Below are 23002 nucleotides of genomic sequence, written 5' to 3' on the forward strand. Positions count from 1 at the left end.
TAACCGCACCAAGGGTGCCCGCCACCGCGGTCCGCCGCCGGCCGCGCTTCGGGATGGTCAGCCGCGCGGGCGGCTCGACCATCTGCCACCCTGAAGGTGAGTGACGAGCGGGCGTCGCCGACCTCCTACGGGACGGGAGGGTTGCCATGACGACTGCGGGCACGGGGCCGGGCGGTGACGTACCGGTGACACCGCGGGCCCGGGTACTCGTGGACGCCGACGAGACGATCACCGAGTGGAGCCCGGAGGCCGAGAGGCTCCTCGGCCACCGGCCCGAGGAGATGGTGGGCCGCCCGCTGTCGTCGCTCCTCCTGCGGCCCGGACCGTCCGAGGGGGCGGCCCTCCCGCACGCTCCGCCAGTCTGTGGCGGCTGCCGGGTACGCCTGCGCGACCGGTCCGGGCTGCCCGTGGAGGCCGAATGGTGGATGTGCCCCGTCCTCGCCGCCGAAGGCCCGGTGACATGGGCCGTCTTCCTCGCCCGCACAGACGGCGCGGACCCCTGCGACTTCGACCGGGCGGTCCTCGGCGCGCTGCTGACCGAGTCACCGATCGGACTGCACGTCCTCGACACCGACCTCCGCATGGTGCGGTTCAACACCGCCTCGCCCGGCATGCGCGGCGTTCCCACCGAGGGCGTCGTCGGGAAACCGGCCCGCGAGGTCGCGCCGACCGTGGCGACCGACGCCGCCGAGCACCTGATGCGGACCGTCCTGAGCACAGGCGAGCCGGTCATCGACTTCATCCAGCCGGGGCACCCGCCCGCCGACCCGCACGGCGAACACATGTACTCCCTGTCGGCCTTCCGACTGTGCAACCCCGCGGGAGAACCCATCGGGGTGGCCACCCTGGCCCTGGACATCACCGAGCGCTACCGATACCGGGCCCGTCTCGAACTCCTCAACGACGCCAGCATGCGCATCGGCACGACCCTCGACCTCGCACGTACCGCGGAGGAACTGGCCGAGACCGCGGTGGGCCGCGTGGCCGACGCCATCAGCGTGGACGTGCTCGACTCCGTCCACCAGGGCGAGGCCCCCGCCCCCGGTCCGGTCTCCTCCGAGGTCACCTTCCGGCGCACCGCGTTCCGCGCGACCAGGGCCGCCGGACTCCAGCCCGCCTACACCATCGGCGAGAAGGCCTCGTACGGCTTCCCCACACCGCTCACCCAGTGCCTGGCCGATCTGCGGCCCCGGCTGATCCGGAAGGTCGAGGGCGGCGAATGGCTGAAGCACGATCCGCACCGCGCCGACCGCATACGCGCCGCCCGGGTGCACTCGATGATGGTCGTACCGCTGGCCGCCCGCGGGGTCGTGCTCGGCGTGGCGAGCTTCTACCGCTCAGTGACCTCCGCGCCCTTCGACGACGACGATCTGACCATCGCCGGGGAACTCGCCGCGCACACCGCCCTGGGCCTGGACAACGCCCGCCGCTACAAGCGCGAGCGCACCGCCGCCCTCGTCCTCCAGAACAGCCTGCTGCCGGGCCGCCTCCCTGCCCAGAACGCCGTCGAGGTGGCGTTCAGCTATCTGCCGGGGCACGCCGGCGGCCTGTGGTACGACGTCATCCCGCTGTCCGGCGCACGGACCGCACTGGTGGTCGGCGACGTGGCGGGGCACGGCATGCGCGCCGTGGCCACCATGGGCCGGCTGCGTGCCGCGACCCACAGCCTGGCAGCCCTGGACCTGGCCCCCGACGAGGTGCTGGCGCACCTGGGCGACCTGGTGCTCGAACTCGCCGAGGAGAACCGCCCGGCCGCCGCCAACGATCCTCTGGACGTCCAGCCCAGCACGGCCACCTGTGCGTACGCGGTCTACGATCCGGTGAGCCGGCACCTGGTCGTGGCCCGCGCCGGGCATCCCGCGCCGCTGCTGGCCCTCCCGGACGGGCATGTGGTGCCGGCCGACGCGCCGTGCGGACCGCCACTGGGCGGCGACGGCCTGTCCTTCGAGACATGGGAGACGGATCTGCCGGAGGGCAGCCTGATCGCCCTCTACACCGAGGGACTCGTCCGCGGCTCGCCGCCGGAGGGCACGGGTGTCGCGCGCCTGCGCCGCGTCCTGGGCCAGCAGCACGCGTGCCTGCGGGAGGCGTGCGACGCGGTGGTCTACGCGCAGATGTCCGGACGGACCGACGAGAACGTCGTACTCGTCCTCGCCCGGACCCGCGTCCTGCACGAGGACCAGGTGGCCTCCTGGACCTTCCCCGGCGATCCGGCGATCGTGGCCACCGCCCGCACCCTGGCCGAGCGGCAGCTCGCCAGCTGGGGGCTGTCCGAGCTCGTCTTCACGACGGAGATGATCGTCAGCGAGTTGGTCACCAACGCCATCCGGTACGCGCCGGGCACCATCCAGGTACGACTGATCCGGGACCACGCGCTGATCTGCGAGGTCACCGACGGCAACAGCGCGGCGCCGCACGTGCGCCACCCGCGGACCACCGACGAGGGCGGTCGCGGGCTGCTGCTGGTGGCCCGGCTCACCAACCGCTGGGGGACCCGTCGCACCTGCCACGGCAAGACCATCTGGGCCGAGCAGACGCTGCCCGTGCCCGCGGCCGACACCCCGTCCGCCGTTGCGGACAGCTGATCACCGGCCCGCCCTCCGCTCCCCGTCGCCCGGACACAGCGCGAGCCCGAACTCCCGTCACAGAGTTCTGCCGGATCAGACGGCCCGGTCCGGGCTGCGCTCGCATCAATCACGGATCTTTTTACCGATCTTGAGGCAACCATGGGACGCTGCAGGGTTTCTGACGTCTCGCGTGCCCCGATCGATGGGAGACAAGGGATGAGACCTCGTACAGCGACGGACCACCGGCCCTGGCCGGCAGCGTCGGGCACTCGGTCCGGCTGGGCGTCGGCAGCGGCGCTGTTCCTGGTCATGACGACGGCCTGCGCCGGTCCCGCGACGGGGGACGGTGCCGCCGCGGCCGCGAGGCCCGGCGCGGCCGGAGCGGGCGACCGGCTGTTCCCGACGCTCGGCAATGGCGGCTACGACGTGACGCATTACGGGCTGGCGCTGGACTACGTGCCGGAGACCAACCACCTGAAGGGCAGGGCCGTCATCACGGCGCGGGCCACCCAGGACCTGAGCCGCTTCGACCTCGACCTGTCGGGCCTGCGGGTACGCGCCGCCACGGTGCGAGGAGCGAAGGCCCGAGTCGCGCGCTCGGGCGACGAGTTGGTCGTGACACCGGCGAGGCCCGTGAGGAACCACGAGGTCTTCGAGACGACCGTCACCTATGACGGCACCCCACGGACGATCGAGGGCGCCGACGGAGGTCTCGAAGGCTGGATCGAGACCGATGACGGCTCGACCGCCCTGGGCGAGCCGACCGGCTCCATGACCTGGTTCCCGGGCAACCATCACCCGTCGGACAAGGCCACGTACGACATCCGGGTCACCGTGCCCAAGGACGCGGAAGGCGACTTCTACGACGTGGTGAGCAACGGCGAGCTGATCGCGGAGGAGGACGAGGGCGAGACGGTGACACGGCACTGGCGTGCAAAGGAGCCCATGGCCAGCTATCTCGCCCACGTCTCCGTCGGCTACTTCGAGATCCACAAGGGCTGGACACCCGACCACCTGCCCGTCTACGTCGCCGTCGACCCCGAGGAGTCCGAGGACGCCGGCGCTGTCGCGAAACTGGTGCCCGAGATCATCGGCTGGGCGGACGAGCGCTTCGGCCCCTACCCCTTCTCCTCGACCGGTGCCGTCGTCGACCATCTGCCCGGACTCGACTACGCGTTGGAAACGCAGACCAAGCCCTACTTCGCCGAGGCCCCGGACGAGGCGCTGCTCGTGCACGAGCTGGCGCACCAGTGGTTCGGCGACTCCGTGACCCCCCGCACGTGGAAGGACATGTGGCTCAGCGAGGGGATGGCCACCTACGCGGAGTGGCTCTGGGAGGAGGATCAGGGCGGTCGGAGCACCGACGAGATCTTCGAGGACTTCTACGACGGGACGGACGCCGGGGCCGGGGGCATCTGGGCCTTCCCGCCCGCCGATCCGCCCAGCGGGGGACGGGTGTCCGACCCGCCCGTCTACGGACGCGGCGCCATGGTCGTGCACAAGGTGCGCGAGGCCGTGGGCGACGAAGCCTTCTTCGACATCCTCCGTACGTGGACGCGGCAGCACCGGCACGGCAACGCCGACACCCGGCAGTTCGTCGCCCTGTGCGAGAGCAGGTCCGGGAAGGACCTGACCGGACTCTTCGACACCTGGCTCTTCGACAAGAAGAAGCCGACGCGGATGTGAGGAGAAGGTCCGATGGGAGAACGGGGGTGGCGGCGACGTCAGCACCCGCGTCCCGGCGTCAGCCGGTGGCCGGGGCGGCGGTGTACTCCTCGTCGGTGACGGGGGTCAGCCAGTGCACGACATCGTGCTCGGCGTCGGCTTCGTTGATGGCCAGGTGGACCATCAGCCGGTCAGGGGCCGCGCCGTGCCAGTGCTCCTCGTCGGCCTCGAAGAGCACGCGGTCGCCGGGCCGGATGACCTCGACGGGTCCGCCCCGGCGCTGGCACAGGCCGATCCCCTCGGTGACGAAGACGGTCTGGCCCAGCGGGTGGCGGTGCCAGTGGGTGCGCGCGCCGGGCATGAAGTGCACGAGGTTGGCGCTGACCCGGGAGGGTTCGGGCGCGGCGGCGACGGCGTCGATGTAGACATCGCCTGTGAACCAGTCGGCCGGGCCCTTGACGGTGTCGATCGAGCTTCGGGTGATCTGCATGTCGTTCCACTCCGGAAGGCGTTGTGTACGGCGAGAGGTGTGGACGCGGGCGGCAACGGGGTGCCCGCTCGGCGGAGGACGTCAGGGCTTGAGCAGTGTCTTGATCGCGCGGCGTTCGTCCATGGCCTTGTAGCCCTCGGCCACCTGGTCCAGGGGCAGGGTGAGGTCGAAGACCCTGCCGGGCTCGATGCCGCCGGTCAGGACGCGGTCGATGAGGCCGGGCAGGTACCGGCGCACGGGGGCGGGGCCGCCGCGCAGGGCGACGTGGGAGAAGAAGAGTTCCTGGCCGTCGACGGCGACGCCGTGGGGGACACCGACGAAGCCGACGTTTCCGCCGGGCCGGGCCGAACGCAGGGCCTGCTGCATGGCCTGGGCGGTGCCGACACACTCCAGGACGCTGTCCGCGCCGATGCCGCCGGTCATCTCCTTGATCCGTGCGACGCCTTCCTCGCCACGCTCGGTGACGAGGTCGGTGGCGCCGAACTCGCGGGCGAGCTTCTGGCGGGACTCGTGGCGCGACATGGCGATGATCCGTTCCGCGCCCATCTCCCTGGCTGCGATCACGGCGCACAGACCGACCGCTCCGTCGCCGACGACCACGGCGGTGGAGCCGGGCTTCACCTCGGCGGCGTCCGCGGCCCACCAGCCCGTTCCCATGACGTCGGAGACGGCCAGCAGCCCCGGCCAGAATTCCTCGCCCGGGATCTCCTCGGTGGCGACCAGGGTGCCCTGGGCGTTGGGGATGCGGACGTACTCGGCCTGGCAGGTGCTCATGAACTCGCGGTTCAGGCAGCTGGACTGGAAGCCGTTGCGGCAGTTCGCGCAGGTGTTGTCCGAGGTCGCGAACGAGCCGACGACGAACTGGCCCGGCTTGACCGCGGTGACCTCGGACCCGACTTCTTCGACGAAGCCGACGTACTCGTGCCCCATGGGGTGGGCCCGCTCGGTCGGCTCCGCGCCGCGATACGGCCACAGGTCCGAGCCGCACACGCAGGTCACGGCCGTCCGGATGACCGCGTCGGTCGGCTTGAGGATCTTCGCGTCGTCCACGGTCTCGAAACGCACATCGCCGGGGGCGTGGATCACTGCTCCGCGCATGAGGGAAGGTTCCTTACGTACAGGGTCGGGCCACCGGGGCCCGTGTGCGGACGGTTCGGGCACGCCCGGGAAGCCGAGCTGCCACGACTTCCAGGGAACCGCGCTTTCGCGTGCGCAGCGAGTCACCGAGGAGGGGTGTACTGGCAGTACATCGCTCGGGCGGCGCTCGGGCCGTACGGTCGAGGCATGGACAACCGTGATGAGGTCCGCGAGTTCCTTACCTCGCGGCGCGCCAAGATCAGTCCTGGTCAGGCCGGACTGCCGGCAGGTTCCCGCCGCCGCGTGCCCGGCCTGCGGCGCAGCGAGGTCGCGGCCCTGGCCGACATGAGCGTCGAGTACTACGCCAAACTCGAACGCGGCAATCTCGCCGGTGTGTCCCCGGCCGTCCTGGAGGCTGTCGCCCGTGTCCTCCAGCTGGATGACGCCGAGCGTGCCCACCTGCTGAATCTCGCCCGAGCGGCCGACGGTTCCGACGCCCTCACGCGCCCCGGACGCGGACGCGTCAGGGCCCAGTGGAAGGCCCGCCGCAGCCTGCAGTGGATCCTGGACGCCGTCACCGCCGGACCTGCGTTCGTGCGCGACGGACGGATGGACGTCCTCGCCACGAACCAGCTGGCTCGCGCCTTCTACCGGGACGTCTACGCGACCCCCGGCAACCAGGGGAATCTCGCGCGGTTCCAGTTCCTCGACCCCGCCTCGCGGCGCTTCTACCCCGACTGGGACCTGTTCGCCGACATGGCCGTCGCGATCCTGCGCACCGAGGCCGGCCGCGACCCGTACGACAAGGGCCTGCACGACCTCGTCGGTGAGCTGTCCACCCGGAGCGAGGAGTTCCGCACCCGGTGGGGCGCGCACGACGTACGCCACCACGGCACCGGCACCAAGCGCTTCCACCACGAGATCGTCGGAGAGGTCACGCTTGCCTTCGAGGGCCTGGAACTGGCCGCCGAGCCCGGCCTGACCCTGACCGTCTACGCCGCCGAGCCCGGCTCGGCGTCCGAAGAGGGTCTGCGCCTGCTGGCCTCCTGGGCCGCCACCCACCAGTCACCGGCCCCCGCGCACCAGCGCACGACGAGCTGACGCCTTCCTGTCTCCGCGTATCGTGTCGACTGTCCGGTCCTCCCCGCCGCCGGGCGAGTCCGCGAGTGTGCGCGGCACGGGCACGGCAGCAGGGAAGCCGTGCCGTCAGCCCTCGGGCCCACCGGGCTGTCGCGGTCGCGGCGTCCAGTTCTCCGGAACGAGTGGTGCCGGCATCAGGTACGCGGCGAAGGCGATCTGACCCAGGATCTGGAACACCAGCGGCTCGGGCCAGTTCACCCCCACGAGAGGCCACGCGAGAAACCCCATCGGGAAGGCCAGCGCCGCCCGGAACTTGGTGACGTCCATCCGCGTGTGTGCGAGGCCCGCGAGGAGGGCGAGGAGCAGCGTCGGCACGCCGATGAAAGCCGGCATGGCAGCGTGAGCCGGAAGACGGAACTGGTTCGGTACCGGGCCCACACCTCGTTCGCGGGCCGCCGGGTCGTTCGCTCTGACGCGGGCGGGCTGTCAGGGTCAGGCCCGCGGAGTCGACGGGGTCCGTCGGCCGCTCCGTGAGCTGACCGTCGCCGGCGCTCGCGCGGCCCTGACCGCCGCCCGCGCCCGCCGCACGCGGTCCTGGCCGACCGCGATATGGCCCGATCGCGGGAGCGCCCCACCGGCCCCGTCCACCTCGGCCGCGGCGAGCACGGCCACCGGTACGGGCCACACCACCACCCGGTGCCGGGCCACCCACACCGCGGCAGCCGCCACTCCCCCGCCCCGTGCCCCGGCGTGGGCGACACCGGGCGCCGTCCGGCCCCCGTACACGTGAGGGAGGAAGCGAGGGCCGCCCGCCCCTCGGCCCGTGGTGCACTCCCCGACCATTCACGCGCATCCCATTGTGTGGGTCGCCCACATGCCGCGGCACCTGCCCCTCCACCTAGCGTGTGCGCACCCGGTGCCGGTACGAGCACCGGACCAACACTGTCGAGCACATGAGCGAGAAAGGCCGGGACATGGCTGGCACACGGAGTCCGGGGCGGCGGCGACCGCGCGACGCCCGGCCCGGTGGTGCGGGTCGTCGCGGCGGCGCTGGTGGGGCCGCCCGCGGTCGCCGCCACGCCGTACCTCGTCCTTGGGTCGGGCCACGGAGCCGGGACCGTCGCCAACGGCCGGGAATCCGTCGAGCGCCGTCTCGACACGACCAGCGGGTTGTCCACCCCCGAAGCACCCGAGGACGAAGGACCAGAAGGACATGACCACGCTCCGCACCCACCGCGCCGCCACCGGCAGACTGACCCAGCAGATCACCGAGGTCCGGGACACCGGCGAACCGGTCGTCTTCGTCCACGGCAACGTCTCCTCCTCCGTGTTCTGGCACACCACGATGACCGCGCTGCCGGCCCGCTACCGCCCCGTCGCCGTCGACCTGCGCGGGTTCGGCGGCACCGATCCGCTGCCCGTCGACGCCACACGCGGCCTGCGGGACTACGCCGACGACCTCGCCGCGCTGCTCGAAGCCCTCGGCATCGACCGGGCCCATCTCGTCGGCTGGTCCATGGGCGGCGGCGTGGTCACGCAGTACCTGCGCGACCGTCCGGCCGCGGTGCGCTCCCTGATCCTGGTCAACCCCGTCTCCCCGTACGGCTTCGGCGGCACCCACGGCGTGGACGGAAAGCTCAACTCGGCGGACGGGGCCGGGTCGGGCGGCGGCACGGCCAACCCCGAGTTCGTCCGGCGGCTCGCCGACGGCGACCGCGGCTCCGGCTCCCCGGCCTCTCCGCGCTCCGTCCTCACGACCTGTTACGTCAAGCCGCCGTTCCACGCCGAGCACGAGGACGCCTACGTCGAGTCCATGATCACCACACGGCTCGGCGACGACCACTACCCCGGCGACAGCACGACGTCCGACGCCTGGCCCGGCATCGCACCCGGCACGCGCGGGGTCCTCAACTGCATGGCCCCGACCCACTTCCGCCTCGACGATCTGCATCTGATCGACCCCAAGCCGCCGGTGCTGTGGATCCGCGGCGAGGACGACGTCATCATCTCGGACACCTCGATGTTCGACCTGGCCCACCTCGGCTCGATCGGCGCGGTGCCGGGCTGGGACGGGACCCCGGCGCAGCCGATGCTGGCTCAGACGCGTCACGTCCTCGACCGCTACGCGGAGGCCGGCGGCACGGTCCGAGAGGTCGCCGTGGCCGACGCCGGGCACGCGGTCCACCTCGAACGCCCCGAGGAGTTCGGCAAGGCGCTGCTGACGGCCCTGTCGGCATGACGGTGTGCCGTACCAGGCACAGGGAGGTCCGCGGCCGGACCTCCCGACAGGGTGAGGGGTGTCCGCCTGCCCGGCCGGATCGGGCAGGTGCCGAGACGCACGACGACCGGCAAGGGGTCGTCCGGGTGACGTTCCGTCTCCATCAGGTACTCGGCCGACGACGGCCGCACGCGCACGCCCGGCGGCCGGAGGATGCCCGTTCGAGGGCCTCGCTCGGCTCGGCGTCGCGAGGCTCGTCCCATGCGGCGCCCTCGTGCCTCGATCCCGCCACGCGGCAGCCGAGTCGGTGAGGGAGGCCGCCGCGGCACCTGGCCAGGGGAACCGAGTGGATCGAGTCACCGTCGGAACGCTTGCCGGCATCCGGCTCGGAGTGCTCCGGCACTCCTCCCTCACGGGGCCGCAGGCATGTGCCGCGGTGCCAGAATGGAGGCACGGGAAGCAACGGCGGGGCGGGCGCGGCTGTCGGCGCGGCGCCGGGTGATCGCCGCGGGCGAGGGGATGGGCATGTCGGCTGAGTTGGTGGCCCAGGCGGTGACGGTGATCAGCGCGGCGACCACGGCGTACGGGACCCGGGTGCTGACGCAGAGCGAGGAGCTTGCCGCGCAGGGGACGGTGCGGCTGGGGCAGCGGCTGGTGGCGTGGCTGGTACGGCGGGGGCGGCACGCCGCCGTCGAGTCGGCGGTGCGGGATCTGGCGGAGGCGGCATCCGAGGAGCGGGAGGACGCGCAGGCGGCACTGCGACTCCAGCTCGGACGGGCGCTGCGGGAGGACCCCGAGTTGCGGGCCGAACTGGCATCGCTGCTGGCGAGCGGACCTCAGGTGCACGGCGCCGGTGCTGTCGTGGTGACCGGCGGAAACGAGGGGATCGTCTCCACGGGCGCCAACGCGGTCAACGTCCAGCGTCGCGACCGAGCGCGATGACCGGCAGCCCGGATATCGGCGTCAACAGCGGTATCGCTTCCACAGGTCCGAACGCGCTCAACCTGCAGGTCCGTGCGCCGGTGCCGAGGACTCCGGTGCGCGAGGTGCCCCCGACGGCGGGACCGGTGGGCGTGCCGTGGCGGTCCCGGCTGTTCGTCGGACGTGAGTCCGAACTGACCCGGCTGGACGAGTTGTTCGAGGACCGGGCGGCCGGGGCGGTGCACGTCTTCCACGGTCTTGGAGGCATAGGCAAGTCGACGCTGGCCGCGCGGTACGCCGTCACCCGAGCCGGACGATTCACCCAGGTCCTGTGGCTGAACGCAACGAGCGCCACCGCCCTCGGGTCAGGGCTGACAGCCTTCGCCACCGCGCTGGAACCGGGATTGAGCTCCGAGCTTCCGGCCGAGGATCTGCGGGACCGCGCGGTCGGGTGGCTGCGCGAGCACGAGGGCTGGCTACTGGTCCTGGACAACGTCAACCACATCGACGACGTACGCGGCCTGCTGGCCGGGGCGGCAAAAGGGTGCGTGATCGTCACCAGCCGTCTCACGACCGGCTGGCACCATGTCGGCGAGGCGGACCGCCTCGGCCCGCCGGAGCCGGACGAGGCGCGGGAACTGCTGCTGGGCGTCCTCGGCACCGGGGACGGCGACGTTCCCGCCGACGCCGGGGAGCTGTGCGTACGGCTGGGACGGCTACCGCTCGCCATCGAACAGGCCGGCGCCTACATCGCCGAGAGCGGGATCGGCATCCGCGACTACCTCGAACTGCTCGATCAAGCACCGGCCGACACGTTCAAGGACAGCGCGGAAGGAACGGACTCCGAGCGCACCATCGCCCGGGTATGGCGAGTGACCCTCGACCGCCTTGCTCAGCGGCCGTGGGCGGCGCGGATCCTGCGCGTACTGGCCTGGTACTCGCCCGAGGGCATTCCACGCCGCCTCCTGGACGGTGTCGGCCCGCCGCGCGACGTACGAGAGGGCGTCCGGGCGCTCGCCGGGTACAGCATGCTGGTGGCGGCGCCGGACGTCCTGACGATCCATCCGCTGGTCCAGTTCGTCGCCCGCACGCCGGACCCGGACGACGCTTACCGCACACCCGAGGCCGTCGAGGGCGCCCGCCTCATGGCGATCGACCAGCTCGCTGCGGCGGCGCCCGCGACGCCCGACCCCGACAACTGGCTCGCTTGGCGCGCGGTCCTCCCGCACATCGACGCCATGGCAACGTACGTGCCGGTGGAGGCGGACACGGCGTCGCTGGCGCGCCTCCTCGGCAGCGCCGTGACCTTCCTCGAACGGCAAGGCTCGTACGAAGCCGCTGCCGAACTCGGTTTCCGCGCCGTCGAGAGTGCGGCGACAGTCTTCGGGCGGGCACACGGACAGACCCTCTACGCGTTGGTCAACCTGGCAAACGCACTTCAGAGCGGCGGGAAGGCGGCCTCGGCGGTCGAAATCCTGGAGGAGAACCTCCCGCTCTTCATGAGCGACCCGGACACGCCTCTGGACCCTCTCGCCTTCAAGTGGCTCTGCAGCGCGCGCAACAGCCTGGCCCACGCCTACCACGATGCCGGCGACCCTCACCGGGCGATCACGATCTACGAGGAGACCGTCGCCGACATGGAACGCGAGGGAGCGGCCGGCTCCAGGGAACTCGCGCTGGTCCGCGGCAACCTGGGACACACCTGGCAGGACGTGGGGGAACCCGAGAAGGCGATCGGTCTCATCGGGACCGCACTCGAGGAACTGAGGCGTACCGACGATGTCGCCGAGTACGAGGTCCTGGACATGCGCGCGATGCTCGTGGACGCGTACAACGCCGCCGGTCACTATCGCCGGGCGATCGCCGACTTCCACGCTGTGCTTCCCGACCTGGAGCGGGTTTTCGGGCCGGATCACCCCAAGACACTGATGGCCGTCGGCAACGCCGCGAACGCGTACCAGGGCGCGGGGAACCTGGTCCGCTCCGCGTCCTTGAACCGACGTGCCGTCAAGGGCTTCGAACGATCACTCGGCCCCGACCATCCGACCGCGCTTCAGAGCCGCCGGAACCTCGCCGGCGTCTACGAGACCGCCGGCAACCACGGCCGGGCGCTCCCCCTCTTCGCGGCACTCCTCGCGGACCGCGAGCGGCTGCACGGCCGGGACGCCGTCGCGACCATCCTCGCCCGCCGGGAACTCGCCGCCGCTCACTACCACGCGCGCGACAGGCAGCTCGCCCTTTCCCTCATGACGACCGCCGCCGGTGAAGCCAGGCGCGTCCTGGGCAAGAACCACCCGGTCGCCCGTTCCATCCGGGGCGAGCTCGACCGCATGCTGCGGCTCTAGGTGCGCCGCGCCACCGGCGCCCGGGGGCCGAGGGCATACGCGACCGCTCCGGCCGCCCGCGGACTCGGGCGCTGCGACCCGAGCGCATGCCTCGGCGTCCATGGTCTTCGGCGAGCTGCACCGCAACGGCGGCGGGTGGAAGTTCCGCACCCTCGGGCAGGGCTACGCCTCGGGCCTCGAGTGGCCTCGGGCAGGACTTCGGCGGCGCCGCCTGAGCCGACCGCACTCCTGGGTGGAGCGGCCGGTCGGCGGTGGGCGAGGGCGCGCTCGGGGGCGGTGGGCGACCGCCGCGGTGCGGGAGCCGACACCGGTGCCCGCCCGGTGACACCCACTGCCCCGGCGGCGGCCTACGGTCTGGGCAGCGGAAGCCCCGGTCGCGGAGCGGCTTCGGGCTGTCGCATCGGCAGGGGGCTTGTCGAGAGAGCGGGCAACGCCATTGCACCCATCACGTGTTCGAGTTCACGCAGTATGCTCCCCGCCGCGTCACGTACTCGCGCAGGGACATCGCCACGCTCCGCGACAAGCTGGTGGTAGATCGGAGCGTCCTGAAACATGTTGTCCCTTCCCAGTGGTGATCATGACTAGTACGGGCGCCGAGTCTAAAGGCTCTCCGGTGACGATCCGCGTGGATGATCGAACCTGACTTGTCTTCAACACTGTTGCGGACAGGCCGCCGTAGCGGCTCGTACGAGGGCCCGTGCGACCACCATCGGCGTTTCGGCCACGTCGGTGCTCAGCGGCCGACCCGCGCGGGCAAGGGTCGGTGTATCCGGCACGAACGCGTATTCGCCTGCCGTCGGGACTTCCCGCACGTCCGAAAGACGTGTGTTCGACACGGGGGCACTTGTCGTTGATCCCGGTGCCCCATCCGTCGTTCCCGGAGGCCACCGTGTTCCGCCTGCTCGCTCCTCGGACCGTCCTTCCGCCCGCTCCCGCCGCTCCCGCCCCGCCCGCGGACACGCCGCCGCGGGCCCGGCTCGCTGCCGGCTCCGTCGGTACGGCATCGCCGGATGCGAGGTGGGCGGCATGAGCAGGGCCACCGGTGAATCACCCGACAGTGTCGGCGTCCCCGAACCGCGCACCGCCCCACCGGCTCCCTCGGCCGGAACCCTCGGCCGTCCGGGAGCGGAGCAGGACGCCGCGCCGAAGTCCGGCGGCGAGCCGCAGATGCGGTACGTCGACCTGACCGGCAGCCGCGAGGCGGCCGGCCGCTCGATCCGGCTGCGCGACATGGCGCGGCGGCTGCCGCGGTTGGTGCGCCGCTCGTTGGCCCTGGCCTGGCAGGTCGACCGGCCGGCGACCATCGGCCTCCTCGTGTGCCAGGCCGCCGGCGGTGTCATGCAGGCTCTCGGCCTGGTCGCCATCAGCGGCACCCTGACCGCGCTGCTCACCAGCGCGGACGTCTACGACCGGCTCCTTCGGGCCTGGCCGTCCGTGGCCCTGCTCGCCGGTGCCGCCGGCATGCGCGCCCTGCTGGGCATCACCGTCGGCTGGCTGTCCTCCCGGCTGGGTCCGCTGATGTCGCGCGAGGCCGAGCAGCAGCTGCTGCTCGGCTGTGCCGAGGTCGAGCTGTGCGCCTACGACGACCCCGAGTTCAACCGCGCGCGTGAGGCGGCCGACCGCGGGGCGCAGGTCACCGGGGACCTGATCGACGAGGGGCAGGACCTGATCGCCTCGGCGGCCTCGTTCGTCGCGGGCGCGCTCGTGCTGACCGGGGTGAACTGGCTGCTGCTGCCGCTCCTGATCGCGGCGAGCCTGCCGCAGGCCCTGGCCCAGGTCGGTGCCGCGCGGGTGCGGTACCTGGCGAACCTGCGCAGCAACGGCGACCTGCGCATGCTGTCGGTGCTGCGCTGGCACATCTACAACAGGGACGCCGCTGACCAGATCCGCGCCGGCACCATGGCCCCCTTCCTGTCCGGCCGGTACCGGGAGACGGTCGCCCGGATCAACCGGGAGGACCGGGCCGCGGCCGACAAGGGCGCCCGGATGTCCCTCGTCGGCGCGCTGTGCGGTGGTCTGGGGTCGGCCGTCGTGTGGACGGCGGTCGTTCTGCTGCTGGCGGACGGGCGCATCACCGTCGGCCACGCGGGGACGGCCGTCTTCGCCCTGCAGATGGTGGGCCAGTCGGTCCGCGGCCTGGTGGCCATCGGCGCGCGAGCCGTGCGCACGGGCCTGTACATGGACGACTGGAGCGACTTCCTGGAGCGGGCCGGCGGTTTCCGTATGCGCCGGGGCTCGCGCCGCCCCGAGCCGCCGAGGACGATCGAGATCAAGTCGGTCACGCACCGCTACGCGGGCAAGGACCGCGACGCCCTGTCCGACGTCTCGCTGACCCTGCGCCGCGGGGAGGTCACCGCTCTGGTCGGTTTCAACGGGTCGGGGAAGTCGACACTGTCCAAGCTGATCAGCGGTCTGAACCTGCCCACGGCCGGGGAAGTGCTGTGGGACGGGAAGCCTGTGGGTGAGGCCGACCCGCAGGCCCTGTGGCAGCAGGTGGCCCTGGTGCCCCAGGACTACGCGCACTGGCCGCTGACCGTGCGCGAGAACGTGAACCTGGGGCAGCCCACGGCGCGTGGCGACGCCGCGGTGCGGGACGCGTGCGAGGCCGCGGGCGCCGACGAGGTCGTCGACCAACTCGCCGCCGGCCTTGACACCCTGCTCGCACGCGAGTGGCTCAACGGCGAGGAACTCAGCGGCGGCCAGTGGCAGCGCATCGCGCTGGCCAGGGCGTTCTTCCGCGAGGCCGGGCTGCTGGTCCTCGACGAACCGACCGCGAACCTCGATCCGCGCGCCGAGTACCGCATCTTCCAGCGCCTGCGGGACCTCGCCCGGGACCGCGTGGTGCTGCTGGTCACGCACCGCATCACCAATGTGGCCGTGGCCGACCGGATCGTGGTCCTCGACGACGGCAGGATCGTCCAGGAGGGCACCTACCATGAGTTGTCCCAACAGGAGGGAATGTTCCGGCAGTTGCTTTCCTATCAGGTCACCTGCGAACCCGCCGGCGAGCAGCCCGGGACACCCGCGTGAACCGCGCCGGCTCCGTTCTCGCCCATACCGCCGCCACGGCCGCGCCCGTGGCCCCGCCCAGCTCGCCCCACCCCACTCCACGCTCCGCCGAGGTGATGACGTGCCGCCCACCCGCTCCCACATCCGTACGACGACCGAGGCGTACCTGGACCGGCATCCGGACGAGCGGGACGCCCTGGCCGGGCTGCTGGCCCTCCTCGACGGCCCCGACGAGCCGACGAGCCGCGCGACGCTGCCGAGCCACATCACGTGCAGCGCGGCCGTCATCGACCGTGACCGACGCGTACTGCACGTCGGCCACAGGGCATCGGAAAAGCTCCTCGCTCCGGGCGGTCACGTCGAGGAGGACCGGACCCTCCTGGCCGCCGCGCTGCGCGAAGTGTGCGAGGAAACCGGCCTCCGTCCGGAGGACCTGTGCCTGACGACGCAGTTCCTCGGGATGCCGGACTGGGGAAGAGTCGGTGTTCCAACCCTGCAGTATTCGAGGGGCGAGGCGACGTGATCGACTCTGTAGTCCTGTCCGGCTTCCGCAGGCGAGTGAGGGAGGCCGTCGGGAAGGGGCGCCGATGCATGGAGCTAGGCCAAGACATCGATGCGTCCAGCACACGCTTTCAGGATGGCATGCAGGTTCTTACGCGTCGAGGCAGCGTCCGTGGGACCGGCGGCTTCGATCTCAGCCAGCACCTCCCTCTCCAACTCGTCCACCTCACCCTTGGTAAGGAGCGGCAGCCCGAACAGGCGGTAGCCGCTGTCTACGGTGGTACAGAGGTCGAGCTTGAGAGTGTGCCAGCTCTGGTGAGCCGCCATCTGCTTATCAGCGTGCTTTGCGCCCGTCGCTTGACGGCTGCGTCGCCAGCGCCGCCAATCCGTCAGTCCGCTCGCCGGCTTGTCCCGCCTTTTCGCATCATCAAGCTCGTCCATTGCCCAAAGCAGAGCCTGCACGTCAATACAAGTCTGCGTGCAGAGCTTCCGTGCCCGCGCAAAAGTCTTATGCGTGACCACAACCATGGTGACCATGAGAGTCAAGACGGTAGAAATAAGCGGCGCCGGATAGGTAGCGATAAAGCGTGCACCAAGGAACGCCCCGACTGCGCCAATACCAGCCGCGTTGGCGACGGTGCGAAAGAACGTGGCTCGCCCAATACGACTAGGGAGCCGCACAAAGGTGTAGTCCTTCGGCTCAGCCCACCGCACGATCAATGGAAGCATGAGGTAGATCAGGCCCAGCGATGTTGCGGCAGTGCGGTAGTTGCCCGCATGGGCCGCTCCGACGACAGCCTTGAAAGCAACATGGGCAGGTCCCGCCAGGAATAGGACCAGAAAGAAGACCACCCAGACATATCTCTCATACCCCGAACGAAGTGGGTCCTCATCCACAAACCGCTTCCAGGCTGGCATACCGCTGACTGTGATAACCCAGCCAGCGAGAAATAGAACCCAACCGAGAAGCTGATTTGGGCCGCCATAAAGAGAGTTCCCATACACGATCATCGAGAAGCCCACAGGAACTAGAGCGAGTTTCCAGCGGGCAAGCGCACGACCGACACTCCATTGTAAAGATGCCATAGACCAGATCATGCAGGCACACGCTGAACGCTGGGCGCGATTTGAGGAAGACCTGAGAGTGCAACGCCACACTCGCACACGCACTCGGAATAGTCCGTTTGGCTGGAGAAGGGACCAGATGCCTGCACTAATCGTGGAGCGCGAGGTAGTCGGTCCAGTTCTGTTGGGCGAACTTGGCCCACTGGAAGGTCGTGGCGGCCGAGAGGCCGAAGAGGTCGCTGACCACGATCGGCGGCAGCTCGGCGATGGCGGTGATCATTGCCGTGTTGCGTGCCGCACGGGTGGGGAGATCGTGGTTCCGCAGCCGTTTGATGAGGTGGCCGGCGCTCAGGGGGCGACCTGCGTGTCGACCAGGGAGAAGGTAGTCGGGTCCGGAGGACGCGCGGGGCTTGAGCATCGAGCTGGCCTGCGGGCTGGCTATGTGGGCCTTGATGAGCCGGGCCAGCGTCGGAGGCAGCAGCACAGGGTGGCGATCGATGGTGAGGAAGGCGCCGGCGTCGTTCAGTTGGAACTGGGAGGTGGTGATCTCTTTGATGCGCGAGATGGGGAGTGCGTAGAGGCGGATCAGGGCTCCCACGATGCGGAGTTCTCGGGGCAGAGCCTCGTCTGTGAGGCATCTCCGCAGCTGTTGCTCGTGCTCGTCGTCCGTCTGGAAGTTCGCAGGGAATCCCTTGCGGGCGAGTTGTGTATCGAGCGGTCGGGTCAGCTTTCGCTTCGTGAGCCATCGTACGAAGGAGTGGACGGCTTGCCGTCGGGTGGGGTTCTGCGTGAGCCACAGATCCAGGTCCTCTTGGTGCAGGTCCGGGAGGGTGAGCTGGTGCTGGTCGAGCCAGTTCAGCAAGAGGATTGCGGCTCGGATGTTGCCACGGTCGGCCTTCGCGGCGCCGGGAGTGTAGCGTCCGCGCTCCGCTCGGCGGCGTGCGTCCTTGATGACGTGCCATTCCGCGAAGGGGCTGACGATCCGGGACTGGTGTGGGGGCAGGGCTTCGAGGGTGGCTCTCGCCCAGAGCTCGAGCCGGGCGAAGGTCTCGTGGCGTTCGGGGAGGGCTCCGGTCATGACGAGGTGGTGCCGGACGTTGCGGGTGACCGTGCTCTGAGGCAGCCGGTCGAGGAGCCCATGACTGATCTCGGTGTGCTCCGTGGTGAGTTCGTCGAGGAGTCCGGCCGCGGCGCTGGTCCGCAACCAGTTCATGACCGACCAGGGCTTCTCCGCCTGGGCGAGCGCGTCGGCAAGGGGCTGGAACGGTGGGGCGATCGTGCCATCGGGGCCGGCGAGGAGTTGGGTGACTCGGTCGGTGATGGCACAACGGGTGCATCGGCCGTTGGCGTAGACGTCTCCGGGGTAGTCACATTGTCTGCAGGTCGTGTGCAGGTCAGGGCGTCCGCTGCAGGGGCCGCAGAGGTCCCCGTCCTCCGAGGTGCGTCCCGCGGCTATGCGGGTGTTGCCGCATTCGACGTAGGTTCGGGGGTTGCGTCGGCGGTGGTGGTAACAGGTGCTACAGAGGGCGCCGACCGGGTAGGTCGCGGTCACAGGCTTGGATTTGCCGCAGTCAGCGCAGGTCCTTGGCGTCCGTGGCTGGCAGCTGTGGCAGAGGAAGGTGCCGCCTCTGCGAACAGCGCCTCGGCGTTGATGGCCGCACGCCTCACAGGTCGCGATGTGGTGGCGCGAGCACGGCTCGCAGATGTCGGGGCTCGTGTCCGTTGCGCGGATCTTGATGGTGGTGGTCTGTCCGCAGATGCCGCATGGGCGCGTCGGCCGTTCGTAGCAGCGGGGGCAGATCGGGCCGGCATCTGTGATGGTGCTGGCGCGGGCGACGGTGCCGCAGTGGATGCAGGAGCGTTTGGGGCGGGGGCTGCAGGAGGAACAGAGGTTCGTGCCGTCCGGGCGCCGGCTGATGGGGCGAAGTCGCTGGCAGCGGTCGCACCGACGGTGGTTGACGGGGTCCTTCTGGAAGCAGGAGCGGCAGACCGGGCCGTCTGCCGTACGGCTGTGGATGCGCGTTTGGCGTTCGCATCGGGTGCACTGCTGAAGGCGGTCACGTTCGACGCACCAGTTGCAGAGACGCCCGACGGGCGAGTTGCGAGGCAACGGGTCGTCGGTGCGTCCGCAGCGTGCGCAGGCGAGCCTGGTGACGGCGAAGCCTGCCGCGGCCAGTTCCAGGAGGAGCCTGGGAAGAACTGCCGGGCTGTGAGATATCGGTGCGGTGAGCGCGTCGGGGCGTTCGGCCAGGTGGGCGGCCAGAGCTCGGGCGGGCCGAGGCTCCCAGGCGTTGGCTGCTTCCAGGATGCGCTGAGCGTCGCTGGAGGTGAGTTGTGATCCGGCAACGGCCTGGACGTGGCGTACCAAGTCAGCTCTGTAGCTTGCAAGTTCGGATCGGCTGCGGCGCACCCGCGTGTTGGCCCGGCTGGGCCGGCTCACTGGCGCGCTCACGTGCCCGGGCGGCGGACGACCGTCCGGCGCGGTTGCGTGGGCGGGGCGACGTCGGAGTCACCGCCAGCGGTCTTGCGGACCTGAACGTTGACGACTTCGGGCTTGATGAGGTCGTTGGGTGTGCAGTCGAGGATGTCGCAGAGGGCTACCAGGGTGTCCATGCTCATGCGCTGCGGGGCCTGGGTGACCAGGCGGTAGACCTGCTCGCGCGAGAGCTGGATGCCGCGTTCGGCGAGCAGGGGAACCAGGTCGGTGGTTTGGAACATGCCGCGTTCGGCCATCAGCTGACGCAGGTGCCAGTGGTATCCCATCTTCTTGATCACGCGGTCACGTCCCAGACGTCGCCCAGCCGATTCTTCAACGCGGCCTCCAGCAGGTTGTTGCGGTACTCGTTCGACACTCCCATATAGATCGCCGTCGTGGATGCGTGAGAGTGCCCGACCTGCTCTTGGACGAATCGTGCCGGATATCCGAACTCGGTGAGATGGGTGATGTAGCTGTGGCGAAGGCAGTGCAGGTCCAGATCGGGATCCAACCCGGCCGCCTCTCGTGCGGCAGTGAAGGCGGAGTTGATCGACCGAGGCGACAGGCGCCCCGCGCGCTCGGTGACCCACAGCGCCGGGTGGCGTCCCGAGACCAGGTGCGGGCGTATCTCGGCCTGCCAGTGCTTGAGGACCTCGACCACCCAGTCCATCTCCGGGACGGTCAGGACCATGCGCCGCTTCGGCGGAGCGCCCTTCGACGACTTGCCGAAGCGCACCATCATGGAACCGAAGTTCCCGAAGTCCGGCGCATGTCTGTTGCGCCGCAGGTCCACAAGGTCCAGACGCGACGCTTCGGTTCGCCGTATGCCGAAGGCGTAGACGGTCTTGATGACGGCCGCGTCCCGCATCGCTGTCAGGGCGCCCTTGCGTCCCTGTCCGCGGATCTTGGACGGCAGGGCGTCAGCGGCGTCGAACAGGGCCTGGACCTCGTCGTAGGTCAGCGGCCGGCGCCGAGGGTCTCCCTCGTACTCGACCGTGTGCATCACCGAGTTGCCTTCGTGGAAGACCTCTTGAGGCACCTCGCCGAAACGCTCTTCGCAGACCTTGAGCCAGTCGTAGCGGCTGTCCCTCAGGTACTCGACGAAGAGGCTGATGATGACTTCGTAGCCGCGGGCGGTCGACATCTGGATCGGCGTCTGGCCACTTCGCAAGTCTGCGATGAATGCCTCGCCCTCCGCTGGCGTCCATTGCCACGGGTAGAGCCGGGTGAACTCCTCGAACCGCTCGATCAGCCGCCGCCGCGGGTCGATCGTCGAGCTCTTCAGGAAGCGAGCCGACTGCTGCCTCGCCCACCCATCGAGCATGGCCTTGAACACCGCGGCCGCCGCGTCCAGATGGACCACGTTCCGGGCGAGGACAAGGGAGGCCGAACCCGGCGCTGTCGCACTCACGCAGCTGTTGTATCAGGTGCAACATTGTTGAATCAATGCGCGGCGCCCCAGGTCAAGGTCACGCCGACTCAACCGCCCCCGTTCCATCGACGCGCTGGAGCAGCCAAAATGGCGTCCTCATCACCGGACGGAATGTTGCATCCGATGCAACTCATCCCGTTTGTCGACATCGACGTCCACGACATCGACGCCGATCCGGCCATGGGCGAACCCGCGCACCGGCACGTGGACTTCCGCTTCGCCTTCTACCTCACGGCCGCCCGGCCCCCACGGCTCACGCCGCGGGACGAGGAGGTGTCCCGCACGACCTGGCTCGCCCTCACCGACGTCAGGTCACCGACACTGCGCGCCAAGCTCCTGGACGCCGAACGCCACGGCCTCGACGGGCGGCCCGAGCCGGTCAACGCCTCCGCCCTGATCCACGACGGGAACGGTCGCTATCTGCTCCATCTGCGAGATCACCGGGACGGCATCCGGGAGCCGTGGTCCCTCTCCCTGCTGGGCGGCGGCCGCGAGCCCGGCGACGCCTGCCCGGAGGCGACCCTGCGCCGCGAACTCGCCGAGGAGGCGCCCGGCCTGGAGCCCACCGGCCTGACACCGTACGCGGTGGAAGCGGCGACCGGCGTCGACGGCCTCGCCGTTCCGGTCCAGGTCTACACCGGTCTCTGGAACGGACACCCGGACTCCGTGGACCTGCGAGAAGGTGTCCTCCTGCAGTGGTTCACCGTCGACATGCTCGACCGGGTGCGCCTGAGCCCCGGCCTGGGCGACCTGATCCGCCGGCACGCGGCCGAGCAGGCGCTCGGCGGCCCGCCGGACCGGGGCCGTCGACCACGCCACGACGCACCCGCGGGGACCGAACTCCACGTCGTCGGGGTCCATCTCCACCTCCAGGACGAGCACGGCCGGATCCTCCTCGGTCTGCGCCATCCCGATTCGGCGTACGCGGGCAAGAGGTGGCACTTCCTGGCCGGGCACTGCGAACGGGAGGCCGCGGTCGGCTGTCTGGTGAGGGAGGCCGAGGAAGAGGCCGGGCTCCGCGTCGACCCGGCAGGCGTCGAACTCGTGCACGTGGTCCACCTCCTCGACCCGTCCCAGGCACGCCCGCGGGTCCAGCTCGTCTTCCGTGCCCGGTCCTGGACCGGCACCCCCGAGGTCCTGGAGCCCGACCGGTGCGTGGAGTGGCGGTGGTGGCCGCCCACGGACCTCCCCCAGGAGCTGGTCCCCTACGCGCGCACCGCGATCGAGGGCATCCTCGCGGACCGCGTCTACTCCGAGCTGGGATGGTCCTGACCCCGGACGCCGGCTGCCCGCGGTCACCGGCCGGTGACCGCGGGACCTCGACCAAGCCGCCGGGCGCCGGGTGCCGGGCGCCGACGAGACGAGGTGCCCGGCACCCGTGCGCAGGTGCCGCCGCTCACAGGGTGCCGGCGGCCTCCGCTCCGTCCCTCAGCCGGGCGAAAGCCGGTGGACGGCCAGTGTGTCCAGGCGATGGGTGCCCGCGTCCGAAGGGGCGTACACCAAGCCGCCGACTCTCCTCGCCGGACGGAGCGGGACAGGGTGGCCGCGCAGCGCTGTCTCGACGAACCGCCGCATGCGTTCGCCGCACCGTCGATAGAACCGCAGCTGGGTCCGGCGGCCGAACAGCCGCCATCCGAGCGAGACGAGCGGGTCCAGCGTGGGCGCGCCCTGGGAATGACATGTCACCAGGAACTCGACCGCGCCCGTACGGCCGTTCTTCACCACCTCGTAGGTGACCTTGCCGCGCTCCAGATGGCCGTCGAGGGTCTCGTAGGCCCATCCCCAGACGCGGTCCGTGCCGTCACGCGTCTCGTCGACCACTTCCGTGACGCGTACGCCGCAGTAGAAGCGCAGGCCGTGGAACCGGGCTTCGAGCAGCATGTCACGGCCGAGGAGAGGTGCCGCCGGGTCGTACAGCGCCCGGACGATCTCCGGTGGCGAGAACTCGTAGTCACGGACCAGGCGGCAGGCGTGCGTCCAGGGCCCCCCTGGGGTGGGAGGGCCCGGGGGCTCGGCGGGCAGCGGGGTGTGGTGGACGTCGATGTTCCACGCGGGGCGGCGTACCTCGTCGGCCGAGTAGTTGACGGACGCGTCCGCGAGCCCTTGCCACGCCCGAACCGCGTCGAGCCGTCCGAAGAGCCGGTCACCCAAAGGTC

17 protein-coding genes and 1 pseudogene are annotated in these 23002 nt (G+C 70.6%); 10 read left to right on the forward strand and 8 right to left on the reverse strand.

Features of this window, described 5'->3' with window-relative positions:
• Positions 1-146: 146 nt before the first annotated feature.
• Positions 147-2585, forward strand: coding sequence for a SpoIIE family protein phosphatase (locus QSK45_RS34155; RefSeq protein WP_285562801.1), 2439 nt, complete (start codon positions 147-149; stop codon positions 2583-2585).
• Between the two features lie 198 nt (positions 2586-2783).
• Positions 2784-4253 (forward strand): M1 family metallopeptidase, encoded by a 1470-nt coding sequence (locus QSK45_RS34160; protein ID WP_490993660.1) that lies wholly within the window; start codon positions 2784-2786, stop codon positions 4251-4253.
• A 58-nt stretch (positions 4254-4311) separates the two neighbouring features.
• Here QSK45_RS34160 and QSK45_RS34165 read toward each other — a convergent pair whose 3' ends face one another.
• Together QSK45_RS34165 and QSK45_RS34170 are read right to left on the reverse strand one after the other, a co-directional pair.
• On the reverse strand, positions 4312-4722 hold the full coding sequence (locus QSK45_RS34165) for a (R)-mandelonitrile lyase (RefSeq protein ID WP_285562802.1): 411 nt from the start codon (positions 4720-4722) through the stop codon (positions 4312-4314).
• A gap of 81 nt (positions 4723-4803) precedes the next feature.
• Positions 4804-5820: a zinc-dependent alcohol dehydrogenase family protein gene (locus QSK45_RS34170; RefSeq protein WP_285562803.1), complete on the reverse strand. Its 1017-nt coding sequence runs from the start codon at positions 5818-5820 to the stop codon at positions 4804-4806.
• Positions 5821-6006: 186 nt separating this feature from the next.
• Between QSK45_RS34170 and QSK45_RS34175 the strand changes: the two genes are divergently transcribed.
• Positions 6007-6900, forward strand: a complete 894-nt coding sequence (locus QSK45_RS34175; protein ID WP_285562804.1) for a helix-turn-helix transcriptional regulator — start codon at positions 6007-6009, stop codon at positions 6898-6900.
• A 105-nt stretch (positions 6901-7005) separates the two neighbouring features.
• On the opposite strand, the gene QSK45_RS34180 is transcribed toward QSK45_RS34175, so the two are convergent.
• Positions 7006-7272, reverse strand: a complete 267-nt coding sequence (locus tag QSK45_RS34180; RefSeq protein ID WP_285562805.1) for a hypothetical protein — start codon at positions 7270-7272, stop codon at positions 7006-7008.
• A gap of 820 nt (positions 7273-8092) precedes the next feature.
• On the opposite strand from QSK45_RS34180, the gene QSK45_RS34185 reads away from it, so the two are divergent.
• From QSK45_RS34185 to QSK45_RS34215, 6 genes and pseudogenes are all read left to right on the forward strand, one after another.
• Positions 8093-9118 carry an alpha/beta hydrolase gene (locus tag QSK45_RS34185; protein WP_285562806.1) on the forward strand — a complete coding sequence of 342 codons (1026 nt, stop codon included), beginning with the start codon at positions 8093-8095 and terminating at the stop codon, positions 9116-9118.
• Between the two features lie 423 nt (positions 9119-9541).
• Positions 9542-10039 carry a hypothetical protein gene (locus QSK45_RS34190; protein WP_285562807.1) on the forward strand — a complete coding sequence of 166 codons (498 nt, stop codon included), beginning with the start codon at positions 9542-9544 and terminating at the stop codon, positions 10037-10039.
• Between the two features lie 95 nt (positions 10040-10134).
• On the forward strand, positions 10135-12363 hold the full coding sequence (fxsT, locus tag QSK45_RS34195) for an FxSxx-COOH system tetratricopeptide repeat protein (protein ID WP_285562808.1): 2229 nt from the start codon (positions 10135-10137) through the stop codon (positions 12361-12363).
• Between the two features lie 97 nt (positions 12364-12460).
• Positions 12461-12578 (forward strand): annotated as a pseudogene (locus QSK45_RS34200) (TerD family protein); the annotation flags it as partial.
• Positions 12579-13530: 952 nt separating this feature from the next.
• On the forward strand, positions 13531-15393 hold the full coding sequence (locus QSK45_RS34210; protein WP_285562875.1) for an ABC transporter ATP-binding protein: 1863 nt from the start codon (positions 13531-13533) through the stop codon (positions 15391-15393).
• 100 nt (positions 15394-15493) lie between these two features.
• Positions 15494-15895 (forward strand): NUDIX domain-containing protein, encoded by a 402-nt coding sequence (locus QSK45_RS34215; RefSeq protein ID WP_285562810.1) that lies wholly within the window; start codon positions 15494-15496, stop codon positions 15893-15895.
• 74 nt (positions 15896-15969) lie between these two features.
• Here the strand turns inward: QSK45_RS34215 and QSK45_RS34220 are convergent, their stop codons facing one another.
• The 4 genes from QSK45_RS34220 to QSK45_RS34235 form a co-directional block, all read right to left on the reverse strand.
• A complete protein-coding gene (locus tag QSK45_RS34220) occupies positions 15970-16959 on the reverse strand; it encodes a hypothetical protein (protein WP_285562811.1) in 990 nt (329 codons plus the stop codon).
• Positions 16960-17086: 127 nt separating this feature from the next.
• Positions 17087-18151 (reverse strand): hypothetical protein, encoded by a 1065-nt coding sequence (locus QSK45_RS34225; protein ID WP_285562812.1) that lies wholly within the window; start codon positions 18149-18151, stop codon positions 17087-17089.
• 1235 nt (positions 18152-19386) lie between these two features.
• Entirely contained in the window at positions 19387-19713 is a 327-nt protein-coding gene (locus QSK45_RS34230; RefSeq protein ID WP_103544243.1) for a helix-turn-helix domain-containing protein, read from the reverse strand.
• Positions 19710-20738 (reverse strand): tyrosine-type recombinase/integrase, encoded by a 1029-nt coding sequence (locus QSK45_RS34235; protein ID WP_285562876.1) that lies wholly within the window; start codon positions 20736-20738, stop codon positions 19710-19712. Before QSK45_RS34235 ends, QSK45_RS34230 begins: the two co-directional genes overlap by 4 nt.
• Before the next feature lie 231 nt (positions 20739-20969).
• On the opposite strand from QSK45_RS34235, the gene QSK45_RS34240 reads away from it, so the two are divergent.
• The gene (locus tag QSK45_RS34240) at positions 20970-22118 is read left to right on the forward strand and encodes an NUDIX hydrolase (protein ID WP_285562813.1); all 1149 of its coding nucleotides are present in this window, start codon (positions 20970-20972) and stop codon (positions 22116-22118) included.
• Between the two features lie 156 nt (positions 22119-22274).
• On the opposite strand, the gene QSK45_RS34245 is transcribed toward QSK45_RS34240, so the two are convergent.
• Positions 22275-22997 carry a DUF1990 family protein gene (locus QSK45_RS34245; RefSeq protein ID WP_285562814.1) on the reverse strand — a complete coding sequence of 241 codons (723 nt, stop codon included), beginning with the start codon at positions 22995-22997 and terminating at the stop codon, positions 22275-22277.
• Positions 22998-23002 lie beyond the last annotated feature (5 nt).

The sequence above is a fragment of the Streptomyces hygroscopicus subsp. hygroscopicus genome (genome assembly GCF_030269125.1).
GTDB classification, from domain to species: domain Bacteria; phylum Actinomycetota; class Actinomycetes; order Streptomycetales; family Streptomycetaceae; genus Streptomyces; species Streptomyces hygroscopicus_C.

Excerpts from the sequence above, each read along its gene's own strand:
- QSK45_RS34155 (WP_285562801.1), top strand. The coding sequence starts at position 147 with ATGACGACTGCGGGCACGGGGCCGGGCGGTGACGTACCGGTGACACCG.
- QSK45_RS34160 (WP_490993660.1), top strand. The coding sequence starts at position 2,784 with ATGAGACCTCGTACAGCGACGGACCACCGGCCCTGGCCGGCAGCGTCG.
- QSK45_RS34165 (WP_285562802.1), bottom strand. The coding sequence starts at position 4,722 with ATGCAGATCACCCGAAGCTCGATCGACACCGTCAAGGGCCCGGCCGAC.
- QSK45_RS34170 (WP_285562803.1), bottom strand. The coding sequence starts at position 5,820 with ATGCGCGGAGCAGTGATCCACGCCCCCGGCGATGTGCGTTTCGAGACC.
- QSK45_RS34175 (WP_285562804.1), top strand. The coding sequence starts at position 6,007 with ATGGACAACCGTGATGAGGTCCGCGAGTTCCTTACCTCGCGGCGCGCC.
- QSK45_RS34180 (WP_285562805.1), bottom strand. The coding sequence starts at position 7,272 with ATGCCGGCTTTCATCGGCGTGCCGACGCTGCTCCTCGCCCTCCTCGCG.
- QSK45_RS34185 (WP_285562806.1), top strand. The coding sequence starts at position 8,093 with ATGACCACGCTCCGCACCCACCGCGCCGCCACCGGCAGACTGACCCAG.
- QSK45_RS34190 (WP_285562807.1), top strand. The coding sequence starts at position 9,542 with ATGGAGGCACGGGAAGCAACGGCGGGGCGGGCGCGGCTGTCGGCGCGG.
- QSK45_RS34210 (WP_285562875.1), top strand. The coding sequence starts at position 13,531 with ATGCGGTACGTCGACCTGACCGGCAGCCGCGAGGCGGCCGGCCGCTCG.
- QSK45_RS34220 (WP_285562811.1), bottom strand. The coding sequence starts at position 16,959 with ATGGCATCTTTACAATGGAGTGTCGGTCGTGCGCTTGCCCGCTGGAAA.
- QSK45_RS34225 (WP_285562812.1), bottom strand. The coding sequence starts at position 18,151 with ATGAACTGGTTGCGGACCAGCGCCGCGGCCGGACTCCTCGACGAACTC.
- QSK45_RS34235 (WP_285562876.1), bottom strand. The coding sequence starts at position 20,738 with ATGCTCGATGGGTGGGCGAGGCAGCAGTCGGCTCGCTTCCTGAAGAGC.
- QSK45_RS34240 (WP_285562813.1), top strand. The coding sequence starts at position 20,970 with ATGCAACTCATCCCGTTTGTCGACATCGACGTCCACGACATCGACGCC.